This window comes from Bradyrhizobium sp. ISRA430 (assembly GCF_029909975.1).
GTDB lineage: Bacteria > Pseudomonadota > Alphaproteobacteria > Rhizobiales > Xanthobacteraceae > Bradyrhizobium.
This window is the reverse complement of record NZ_CP094516.1, coordinates 300,391-310,927: the sequence shown is the minus strand read 5'-3', so window position 1 is coordinate 310,927 and position 10,537 is coordinate 300,391. Positions and strand designations below refer to the sequence as shown.

14 protein-coding genes are annotated in these 10,537 nt (G+C 63.5%); all 14 read right to left on the bottom strand.

Going from position 1 to position 10,537, the window contains the following annotated elements; all coding sequences use genetic code 11:
- Positions 1–2: 2 nt before the first annotated feature.
- Positions 3–686, bottom strand: a complete 684-nt coding sequence (locus tag MTX21_RS01730) for a hypothetical protein (protein WP_280970228.1) — start codon at positions 684–686, stop codon at positions 3–5.
- Positions 687–698: 12 nt separating this feature from the next.
- Positions 699–2,015 carry a hypothetical protein gene (locus tag MTX21_RS01725; protein ID WP_280970227.1) on the bottom strand — a complete coding sequence of 439 codons (1,317 nt, stop codon included), beginning with the start codon at positions 2,013–2,015 and terminating at the stop codon, positions 699–701.
- Positions 2,012–2,398: a hypothetical protein gene (locus MTX21_RS01720; protein ID WP_280970226.1), complete on the bottom strand. Its 387-nt coding sequence runs from the start codon at positions 2,396–2,398 to the stop codon at positions 2,012–2,014. The genes MTX21_RS01725 and MTX21_RS01720 overlap by 4 nt, the downstream gene beginning before the upstream one ends.
- Before the next feature lie 129 nt (positions 2,399–2,527).
- Entirely contained in the window at positions 2,528–3,112 is a 585-nt protein-coding gene (locus tag MTX21_RS01715) for a hypothetical protein (RefSeq protein ID WP_280970225.1), read from the bottom strand.
- Positions 3,109–3,555, bottom strand: coding sequence for a hypothetical protein (locus tag MTX21_RS01710; RefSeq protein WP_280970224.1), 447 nt, complete (start codon positions 3,553–3,555; stop codon positions 3,109–3,111). The genes MTX21_RS01715 and MTX21_RS01710 overlap by 4 nt, the downstream gene beginning before the upstream one ends.
- A complete protein-coding gene (locus tag MTX21_RS01705; protein ID WP_280970223.1) occupies positions 3,552–3,794 on the bottom strand; it encodes a hypothetical protein in 243 nt (80 codons plus the stop codon). The genes MTX21_RS01710 and MTX21_RS01705 overlap by 4 nt, the downstream gene beginning before the upstream one ends.
- Before the next feature lie 3 nt (positions 3,795–3,797).
- On the bottom strand, positions 3,798–4,280 hold the full coding sequence (locus tag MTX21_RS01700) for a hypothetical protein (RefSeq protein ID WP_280970222.1): 483 nt from the start codon (positions 4,278–4,280) through the stop codon (positions 3,798–3,800).
- Positions 4,281–4,301: 21 nt separating this feature from the next.
- A complete protein-coding gene (locus tag MTX21_RS01695) occupies positions 4,302–5,246 on the bottom strand; it encodes a major capsid protein (RefSeq protein ID WP_280970221.1) in 945 nt (314 codons plus the stop codon).
- Between the two features lie 16 nt (positions 5,247–5,262).
- Entirely contained in the window at positions 5,263–6,039 is a 777-nt protein-coding gene (locus tag MTX21_RS01690; protein WP_280970220.1) for a hypothetical protein, read from the bottom strand.
- A 273-nt stretch (positions 6,040–6,312) separates the two neighbouring features.
- Complete coding sequence (locus tag MTX21_RS01685; protein WP_280970219.1) at positions 6,313–7,893, bottom strand: portal protein; 1,581 nt, start codon at positions 7,891–7,893, stop codon at positions 6,313–6,315.
- 96 nt (positions 7,894–7,989) lie between these two features.
- Complete coding sequence (locus tag MTX21_RS01680) at positions 7,990–8,502, bottom strand: hypothetical protein (RefSeq protein WP_280970218.1); 513 nt, start codon at positions 8,500–8,502, stop codon at positions 7,990–7,992.
- Positions 8,499–9,989, bottom strand: coding sequence for a hypothetical protein (locus MTX21_RS01675; protein ID WP_280970217.1), 1,491 nt, complete (start codon positions 9,987–9,989; stop codon positions 8,499–8,501). Before MTX21_RS01675 ends, MTX21_RS01680 begins: the two co-directional genes overlap by 4 nt.
- On the bottom strand, positions 9,989–10,231 hold the full coding sequence (locus MTX21_RS01670) for a hypothetical protein (protein WP_280970216.1): 243 nt from the start codon (positions 10,229–10,231) through the stop codon (positions 9,989–9,991). The genes MTX21_RS01675 and MTX21_RS01670 overlap by 1 nt, the downstream gene beginning before the upstream one ends.
- A complete protein-coding gene (locus tag MTX21_RS01665; protein ID WP_280970215.1) occupies positions 10,228–10,359 on the bottom strand; it encodes a hypothetical protein in 132 nt (43 codons plus the stop codon). The genes MTX21_RS01670 and MTX21_RS01665 overlap by 4 nt, the downstream gene beginning before the upstream one ends.
- Positions 10,360–10,537: the final 178 nt, after the last annotated feature.

Here is a 10,537-nt window from a genome sequence, read left to right as displayed (position 1 = left end):
CCTCACCCAGGAGTCCCGGTGCCGCTCCATCCGCCCGGCACCGGCGGCCATGGACGGCGGATGCGGCGCGCAGCAGTGACGCGGCCATTAAACAGCGCCCGCTTCGGCTTCTGCATATCGTGGCGCGACTTTGCGCGCTCGAGCATCGCCATGCCGGCCTGCCACATCTTGTCGCTCTCGCTACCGTCCTCGTGGAGGCCGCGATAGATGCCGGACATGACGAACAGTTGCAGCGCGAGGACCGCAGTCGGCGTGGCAAAAGATGGGTCTGAGTTGGTGGAGAAAATGCCTTTGACTGTCACGGTCGCAGGCGTGGCCGGCGTTGCCGGCGGCGGCGGACCACCTTGCGCGTTGACCACAAGCTGATCGTTGAGCAGATCCCAGACAGTCGGCTGATCGTTGACCCGCACCCAGATCAGGTGCACGAGATCGGCCGGCAGATTGTAGGCCGTGTCGAACTGATCATCAGATGGCGCGTTCACGGCGGGTTGCAGCGTCCGCACCGCCGTCAGCCAGGACCACGAATGATCCTCGCAAACGAACGCCAGCCCGCGTTCGTAGGCAGGCGAGCAGGTGTTCCACTCATCCGAGCCATCGTCCGCGACGTTGACGAGATTGTCTCCGGTCTGCGAGAGCGCCGAGTTGATCAGTTCGAGCTTGCCGAGGGGCCACTGAAAAGCAGGCATTTCTAGCTCCTCTCAGGGCCCGATGTACTGAATTGCCATGTAGGTGTACATTGGTGCCGTGCCTCCGGCGAACTTGTCACTGCCACCGGTGCCAGAAACGAATCCAAATGCCTGGATCGCATCTGTTGAACCATTCATGGTAACGATCGCAGTAGTGGAAGCGTCTGCTGTCGTGTTTCCTGATGCAGGCAAAGCCGCCGCGCCGCGCGCATAGTCTGCGCCGTTCTTGTAGATGTCACCGATGCATGCAGTCACGGATGTGGCAACGCCGCAACGGATCTTCACGGTCACAAGGTAAGTCCCGGCCAGCAACGGCGTGTAGGTATTTGTCGAAGTGTTGAACCACGAGCTACTGTCTTTGATGACCGTGTTGATAGCGACTTTCGTGAAGGAGCTATCGGTGATGCCGGTCTGATCTGCAGACAGGTAACCCATGAAGATCGGCGGTGACAGCGCACAGGTGCCGGTTCCGGTAATCGTTCCGCCTGATAGTCCGTTTCCACAAGCTACCGAGGTAACTGCCGCATTCCATGTCGCGTCGCCACGCCAGAAGGTCGTCGCGCTCGCACTCGTCCCACTATTCAGATTTGCGACGGGAAGATTGCCGGTGACGGCTGCGGACGATGCAAGATTAACCGCACCAAACGCCAACGTCGTTCCGCTAGAGTCAACCCGCAAAACCTGATTGGTGGTCCCCTGGATGTCCGCAACGTTAGCAGTAGCGTTTCCGGTGACGCCGACCACGGACCGCGCTACGCCCTGCGCTTCCATAGCGCGCGTGACAGAATTCGCGGGAATAGCCGAACAAGTAACAGCGCCGTTCGAGGCGATGGCCGATGCCCATTGTGCAGCAGTGCAGGAAACCGGCTGCACTGCCACGCTGATCGTGCCAGCATCGTTCTTGGCCGTCAGGTTCTTCTGCGTGGAATCGACGTAGATGCGTGTCGTGCCAACCGCTGGCGTAGCGGGGGCCGCGATGTTCGTCATCAACTCGCCCTGCCCGTCGACCAGTATACCGTTGACGGTTAGACTTCCATTGACGGTGAAATTGCCTGCGGACTGCGTGCAGGTGATAACGCCGGCCACAGATAGCGTGCAGTCTCCGGATGGCGTCTGCTGGGCGGCCAGGTTGCTCGCATTGCCGATGAAAATCTTTCCTTGCGAGAGCGGCAGTCCAGTCGCGAAGAAACTATTCACCCACGCCGTCGTGGCGAGTCGATCGCCGTTGTCTGTCGTCGGCTGCGTCGGGCCGATGATTGCAAACTGCGCGAAGGCAACACCGGGGAACAGTGCGACAATGGCGGCCAGTGCGAGGCGGCGCAACATCATTCAAATTCCATAATGGTCAGCGCGGAGCCGCCGGCGCTAGCGACCCCAACCCAGGCGGAAGGCATCGACTGCGGGCTGGTCGGCAGGCCGCTGCTGATCTCGACCCGGTCATAGGGGAGGATCGTGATGCAACCGGCCCCGTTGATAGCGGCGACGACATTCGTGCTCGGCGAGCCAGTGCGGCTCGGGCCGATAGGGCAGACTGCGACCTTCGCTGTGTCGTTCGGATTGTGAAAGATCAGCTTCTTGCGCGACGGATTGGCCGGCAGGATCGACGTCGAGCTCGTGCCGATCGTCAGCGGATAGACGTAAGGGGGGACCTGCTGCGAGAAAGCCGGCGCGGCAAACATGACTAGCAGGAGAGCAAGAGCGAGGCGGATCATGCGGCGGGCATCCTGTTGATCCCCGACCGTGCGATGAGGCCCCTCTACCCGCAACGCACCCAAGAAAAACCCCTCCGGCCGCGAGGTCGGAGGGGGATTAAGTCTAGGGAGGATACGCCAGGCACTAACTCAGAAGTAGCCGTAAACCAACGTTACGTTCAGGCTGGCGCTGTTCGACGAGGTGACCGGCGCCATGTGGATCGGCGTCGCGGCCGTGGTCGAGAAGACCCGCTTGAGCAGCGCCGAATCCGCCACGGTGACGAGGCAGTTCGCGGCGCAGGTCGCGGCCGCCACGATGTCGGTTCCGTTTGCGGTGGTGCCGAACGATAGCCCACCGGTGACGGCGTTGGCGGTCAGGTTGTTGATGACGATGTGCTGCAAGTAAGCGCCGGGCGGGATCGAACCGACGACGATATCGCCCGTGCCGGAGGCCGGAAGCGTTCCCGTCGCATACAGGATGTTCGGGCCGAACGGAGGGCCGGCAGAGAAGCCTTGCGAAACGAACCACCCGATGTCGGCCTGCGCAATGACCGCGCAACCCTGCCCGTTCAAAACATAGGCGTTGTTGGTGTTCGGATTGACCATGCGCTTCGCAACGCTGGTCATCGAATTCGGCGCGCACAGCACGTTCTGGAACGCCCGAGCCTCGGGGGCGCTGACGAACGCCGCAGCGAGCGCTAGCGCGGCGAAAAAGAGATTGCGGACGGACTTCATCGCTGGTTTCCTTTTCCAAACTGCGGGTCCTTCTCCCGCGCTTCCTGCAATTCCTGTTCGGTCATCTCGGCGCGGCGATCGGCCTCGATCTGTGCCTTGCCGGGCTTCATGCCCTTCGGCAGCTCGAGGCAGTAGCGATCCGGGTCGAGCGTCAGCGCCGAGACTGCGTCGGTCGACCAGAAGTCGACTTTCAGCGGGCCGCCGTTGACCTTGTGCCAGGTCGCGTGCTCTTCCTTCAGACGTCCGTAGTGACGCAGAGCGGTCTTGTAGGTCTCGAACGAGTCCTCATAATGGATCTGCGCAAGCGCCAGATCGGCGCCCTTGAGCTTCGACTTGTCGGGCTCGACCGGAGCTTCCGGAGGCATCGGGCGCACCGGCCCAAGATCCCAGAGATCAACGTGATCGTTCCGCTTGACGTACTTCGGATGGATCTGAACGGTCACGCCGCGTCCCCTTCGTTGTTCTTGGTCTCATCGTCGCTGCCGTCATTCGGCCGGATGCCTTCCTCGGCCGGACCGAAACTCTCGGCCTCGCCTTCCGGCTTCTCGTCCTTCCAGTGATCTGGATCGACGGTCAGCGCGTGCATGGCGTCGGTAGCGTGAAGCTCAACGCGATGCCAGTCCTTGCCTTCCGGATACTGCTCGCAAGGATCGATCTTGTGCCAGAGAAACCGCTTGTCCATGGCTTAGGGCTCCACGAGGACGGCGACGAAGGCCGAAAGGCTAATCGACGGCGCGGTGCCGGCTTCGACGATGTAGAGCGCGACATACTCATAGATGTTGCCGCCCTGCTGGGTCATGAAGGGCAGTTCGTAGCGTCCGACGACGCTGTCCTTCATGTTGACACCATCACGGGCCGCGCCCTTGCCGAGCATCAGTTCGCCCAGCATGTCGACGTTGCCGGCGCCGAAGTTCGGATCGTTCGACCCGAGCAGCATCAGCTTATAGCTCTCGTTGCCAGCCGAGATTTTGATCGCGGTGACGTCGATCACAGCGACGGCATCGATGCGCGCCTGCTGAAGCGGCGTGGTGCCCTGGTTGCCTCCCATGTCAAGGATGGCGTTGGCGCCGGCAACCTGCGAAAAGCCGGTCGAGGTGTAGGCCGCGGTATTGTCCGACAGCAACAGGTTGATGTCGAAGGAATAGACGCGATCGCTGGGGAATGCCATGTTCGTTGTCCCTTCCGGCGCTTAGGCCACGATGGCCGCATTCGTCCAGCTATCGAGCCGGGCCATGCAGTATTTGTGCTCGTCGACGAGACCGACGTCCCACGACAGATGCGTGCGGTAGGTCTTGCCGTCCTGGAGAAGCCCGATGTCGCGTGCCTCGATCGGGCGGATCTGCAAGCCGCGGAGCTTGCCCTCGCCTACGCTTACCACGTAGAGCGATGCGGTGACCGCGGAGCCGCCGCCGGCGCCGACCTCGTTGAAGTCGAGCATGTAAGGGTGATCGTCCTTCGGGTAGCCCCACAGGAAAGGCAGGTTGGCGTAGGACAGCTTGAGGCCGCCGACCTCGTCCCAGTTCTGCATCACGAAGCCTGACAGCGATGTGTTGCGTGCGGCCTGGATCCACAGCGGGCGCGACTGATAGGGCGCGATGATGTGGGTCGGGTTGTTCACGGCATTGATCGTCTTGTCGACGTTCGCCAGCGACAGCGCGGCGCCGCCGTTTGCGGCCGAGTTGTTGATGTCGCGGCTGTACTTGTTGGCGCGGACCTGAAGACCGTTGAACACGCGCGGGTTGGTCGACTGGTCGCCCTTGACGAAGGTGGTCGCCCAGAGCTGGCCGAAGGCGGTAATGCCCATCTGCTCTTCGTAGTTCCGGCGCTCCGGACCGTGACGATCAACGATCGCGCGGTCGACGTCGATGTCGTGGTCGATGATCGCGGTCGATTCCTGCAGCGGCGTGATCGTGCCGTGGCCGGACGAGCTCGCCTCGTTGATACCGCGGAACTGCGGCGTCGGGAGCACCGCCTGCCGGTAGTAGACGAACACCGAGCCATTCAGCCCTTCGAACGGCAGAGCCTCAAACACGTCCGTCGACTTCGCGAACATTTCGATGATTGGCCGGCGGATGTCCTCCTTGGCGAAGGACTTCGCGTATTCGGCGACCGTGATCAGGTTAGAGACAGGCATTGCTCAGTTCCCCTCGTCAGGCGGCCTTTCCGCCGTGTTTCTCGGCGTATGCCTTGCGCTCGCCGTAGCTCATCTTGTTCCATGCCTCGTCGCTCACCTTGCCGGTGTCGACGTCGCGGTGTGATTGCGTGAAAGAAGCGCCGCCCTGGTTGCTGAACCGGGTGATCAGGCGCTCGAATGCCTCGACGTGCTTCGCGGTCACGAGCATGCCGGCGAGCGCTTTCGCGTCGGCCTTGTCCGCCGAGCCGTCCATGCTGGTCATCCAGCGCACGACGGCGTCGACGCGCGGGCCTGCGGTCGGGCCGAGCTTCTCGATCTCGCGGGTGCGGGCCGCCTCGATCTGCGCCGTCTCGCCGATCTTGGCACCAGCGAAGAGGCCGAGCGCCTGCGAAAACTGGTCCTGCGTCAGGCCGTTCGTGTGAGCCCAGGTGCGCGCCTGCGCCAGAATGGGATCGTTGACATCGAATTCGAACTTGCTGCCAGCGGGCGGCGTGAAGTCGGCAGGCAGCTTGATCTGATAGCCCTCGGCGGTCTGCGGCAGCGAACCCTTGCGCACGTCGTCGGCCGCGATCCGGCCTTCGATCTCCGAGAGATACTTGGCGAAGTCCTCGCCCTTGATCTCGTTCTTGTCGGCGTCCCAATGCTTGTCATTGGTCAGCCAGGCCGGCCGCTCAGCCTTCGCCGGCGTCGCGGGCGGGGTCGTCGTATCCGGCGACGAAGGTGTCTGAGGTGATGCGGCGGCGGGCTCCGCGGCCGGCGTCGACGCGGCGGGGGCCGGCGACGGCGAAGACAATGGGCTGGTCACCGGCTCGGGTGCCGCCGCTGCTTGAGGTGTCGCTACTGGTTCGCCCGCCACTTTCCGCAATTCCCTTTGACATGAGGGCCATCAACTTGGCGGCGAACCTGCGTTCCCCAAGGTCGAGCCGCAACGCACTGGATTTCTCGACCGTCGGCAAAGCGAGCAGACGGCGCTGCAAAAACAGGTAGAGCGTGCGGCCGTCCTCGGTGCGCGCGAGGCGGTCGATCGCGGCCTTCAACTGGGAATCGGTGATCGGATGTTCGGGCGTCATGCAGTCGGTCCCGGCGTAGCGGATTCATCGACGCCTGCGGTGTGGCGGCCGCCGACGAGTTTCGCCATCTGGTCGACGGCATTCGCGATATCCTCCTTGCCCCGCAGTTGAAGCAGGCCGGATGTGCGCGATTTCTTGATCCATTCCTCGATGGTCTTGCGGCCGTCGACGTTCATCTTGAACTCTTCGGGGAACATTGCGCCGAGGATTTGCGCGGTGCGCGCGGCTTCCGCGAGCTCCTGCTGCTCCGCCGCGGCCTGCGCCGGGTTGCGCGGCATCAGCGCGACCGCAGTGCCATTGACCTTGATCGGCTTGATCGCGCCGGCCTTCTCCAAGAGGTATTTGTAGCGCAGGAAGATGTTCGACAGGTCACGCCAGAACGGCATGCCGGGCGTGCCGATGCGACGCTGCGCGCGTGCCATTTCGTCAAGCCACTGGCCGAGCGTCGGCGGCGTGTCGCCGGTCTGCTCGGGCATGTCGACATAGAACAGCTTGCGCAGCTTTTGCAGCTTGTCCTGGTAGGTGTAGACGCCTTCCTGCGCCGGCGGCACGTCGTAGATTTTCTTGACGGCGCCTTCGTGCCCGGGCTGGATCGGGTAGGCGAAGCCGGGTTCGAGCCCCTGCTCGACGTTCGTAAAGCTCTCGCTCGGAAAGGTGGTCGGCGGGCGCAGCGACAGGTCGAAGTGATCCTGCAGCGCCATCTCCATCTCGTCGATCTGGCGAAGCGTCGGCAGGCCCTGGATCAGCGGGCCCAAGCCCCACGGCCAGTCCGGCGACGGATTGAAGCGCCCGACCCACAGCGGGCAGCAACCCTCGCCCTTGATCTCGACGTCATGAACGAGCGTGCTGCCGACTAGCACGACATGTTGCCAGCACTCGTCGCTGTGCTCCTGCCACTTGCGCCAGAAACCCCAGATGACTTGCGTGCGGACGGTCGGCTTGGCCTCGATCGCCTTCTTGAACTTCTCGTCGATCTTGCCCCAGATTTCCTCGCCGACGAGCTCGCGCACATAGGCATTGCGCGTGTAGCGGACAGCGAAGCGGTCGTCGATGTCGCCATAGGGCCCGATGTTGATCTCGAGCTCGCGCAGCGGGATCGCGGAATTGACGATCGGAAAGGCCGGATGCGGCCGGTCAATCCACATGCCGACAGTGCCGATCGCAAGGTCCGGATTGAATGCCTTCGCAACCTCTGAATAAAGGTTCGAGGCTTTCATCGCGCCGAAGATCGCCTGATCGCCCTCGCGAACTGCCTTCTCGACCTGCTTCCAGACGTCCTTCGGAAGATCCATGCCAGGCCCGCGCTCGCACCACGGCTTGGCTTCCGGCATGAAGGCGTTGACGATCTCGGTGATGAAATCGCCGCACAGGATGAACGCTTCGTCGGTGTTGAGTTCGGGCGCGTCGAGCAAGCGCTGCTGCGCCGGTTCGGTCATCGAGGAGATGGTGCGCTGGCGATGCGGCGCGGCGAAGAAATAGGCTTCCTTGAAGTCGAGCTCCCAGTAGGACTTCCAGGCGCGCGCCGCGGCGAGCCGCTGTACAGCCTGACGCTCAAGAGGATTCTGCTCTTCCGCCATCAGGCCCCCTTCGCCAGGGGAGCGGCCGCCATCGCGGCGCCGCCGGAATTGGCAAGCGCGAGGCGCGTGCCGTAACGCGCCATGATGTTCGCGGTATCAATCTGCGTTTGCGTCTGCAGGCCAGCGATCAACGAGCGCTGCGCCGCCGCTTGCTCGGCCGCAAGGTTCGGGTCGGTCTCGATTTTCGGAGCTTCGGCCTGCATCGCGCACTGTTCCACCTGACGCGACGAGATGGCGATACAGGGCCGATGGCCGCAACGCACCCGTGCGGGCTCCGACGAGGTGCTTGATCGCGGTGGTGCAGAGCAGGCCGGCCCGCATCCACGGCAATCCGTCGGTGCGCACGTTTGCCGTCACGATGCAATTGCCGCGCGCCAGCGCCCCGATCAGGTCCTGCGCGGCCTTCCCGTCAGGCATGGCGTACAGCCGCGTGCGCCGGAAGCCGACGTCGTAGAATAGCCAGATCGACAGCTCCGGCACCCAGGCGAAGGCCGAGACGTGCTTGAACTCGCCGAGCGCAATCAGCGCGAAGAACCAGTTCTCGGCCTTGCGATGAAACACCACATGCCAGCTCGCGGGCTCGGCTGCGATGTCGGCGGCCTCCCTCATGCCATCACCCGGCGCATTGTCTTGCGGCGATTCCAGACCTGCACCGGCTTGATGTCACCGATCGGCGGCTTGCCGACCATGCGCCGCCCCTCCCCGAGGCCGATCATGCCGTATTGCAGCGCGTCGCAGACATGCGAGAAGCGGTTCTTGCACGGCTTGAGCTCGCCGGTCTCATCGCGCTCGTTGAAGTACCGGCCCGCCATGCCGACAATCAGCGTCCGGCAGCTCGGCGATATCCGCACCCGCGGCGAACCGTCGTACATCTCATTCAGCGCATGCGCGACCGTGTCCACCCGCATCGCGATCGAATTCTGCTTCAGGCCAGGCGGCGCCATCGGCCGCACGCCAAGCACCGCCTCGAACACATCGAAGGCCGAGCGCTCGTCCGTCTGCGTCTTGTCCGCGCCCTTCGGGTCGCCGTAGAGGCGGAATTTGCTGTTCGGGTATTTCTTGGCGAGCAGCCGCTTGACCTTGGGCGCAAATGTCACCGCGCCCTCGTTCTCGCCGATCAGTTCGTCCGGGATCAGGATGCGGTTGTTCACAGGCTGGATGAACGTCGCCGCCGGCGAGCGGCCGAAATCGAGGCTGACCACAACCTCGGCGCCATCCACCGGGTCGACCACGGCAGCCGCGACATGCGTCTCGCGCCGGAACATCGGCCACACCGGCGAGCCCTCGACCACCAGCACCACCCGCACCATCAGCCGCGAGTCGATCCAGTCCTTCCGCTTGCCCCGGATCTGCTTCTGGTAGTAGTCCGCCGGCAGGTTCTCGAGGTTCTCAGCCGCCGGATTGACCGAATACCCCGTCACATGCCCGCGCTCGTCCATGTGCTCGAGCAGCGCCGGCGGCTGCAGGAAATAGCCCCAGCCCTCCGGCCACTCGTATTCCTTCCGCTCGTCCGGCATCAGCCCAGACGGCACCTCAACCCGGCCCGTGATCTTCGCCGTCCAGTGATCCTCATCCGGCGCGTTCATGTCCGCGATCACGCCGCGCCAGGTCGGCCCGCCATCCTCCTGCTTCGGATAGCGCAAGCGCGACGTCGCCTCGTCGACCAGCGTCTTGATGATGTACTGGAGCTCGTTGAAGTAAATCCCGGTGTACTCACCCGACCGCAGGCGCCGCACGTCCTCCTCGCGGTCCAGCGCCATGAAGTCCACTTCGCAGCGCACATCGCCAAACGCGATCTTGTGCACCAGCGCCTGACCCCAATTGAACCGGCCGTGCAGGTTCTCGGGGAAACAGTCCAGCCACGTCCTGATCGTGGTGCGCTTCAGGTCCGGATGCGTGTTGCGCACCACCGCCCATCGCGTCTTCCGCAACCCGTCGATCGGCGACTTCACCTGCTCCATCGCGTGCCGCATGATCCGCGCGCACGCCGCCACCGTCTTCCCGCTACCCAGCGGCCCCTCAATGACGTCGAAATCATTGTTCGACGCCACAAATGCCGCGTTCTTCGTCCCCTCGTGGAATTTGAAGATCGGCATCAGCCTATCGCCGAAGAGATGTCGTTGATCATGCGCGTCATGATCCCGATCAGCGTGTAATTCTGGTATCCGTGCCGGCGCCCGCTCACCGCCCCGTCATGGTGCAGCGACGCCACCGCGATCCCCTTGATCTCGCCTGACCGCGCCGCTTCAAGCAATTCCTCCAGCCCCTCAACGACAAGCGGATCAGGCTCGCCCGGCGCCCGGATTTCACCGCCTCGCAGCCCGACAACGTTGCTCACTTCTTGCGCGCCTTGCCCGCTTTCCGCATCGCAATCGCGATCGCCTGCTTCCGCGGCCGACCCGCCTTGATCTCCGTCCGGATGTTCTGCGAGATCACCTTCCGGCTCGAACCCTTCTTCAACGGCATGTCACCCTCCTCATGAAGCCCAATGCACCGCCATCTCGCGCGTGTGCCGCTCAATCGCCGCCTCCGCCGCATCATCCGCAGGCCGGATCACAACCCGCGGCCGAGCCGGAACGCTCAGATCAACCTCAGCCTCCAACCACGCTCCCAGAAGCACCGCAGGCATCCCATCAGCCCCCAG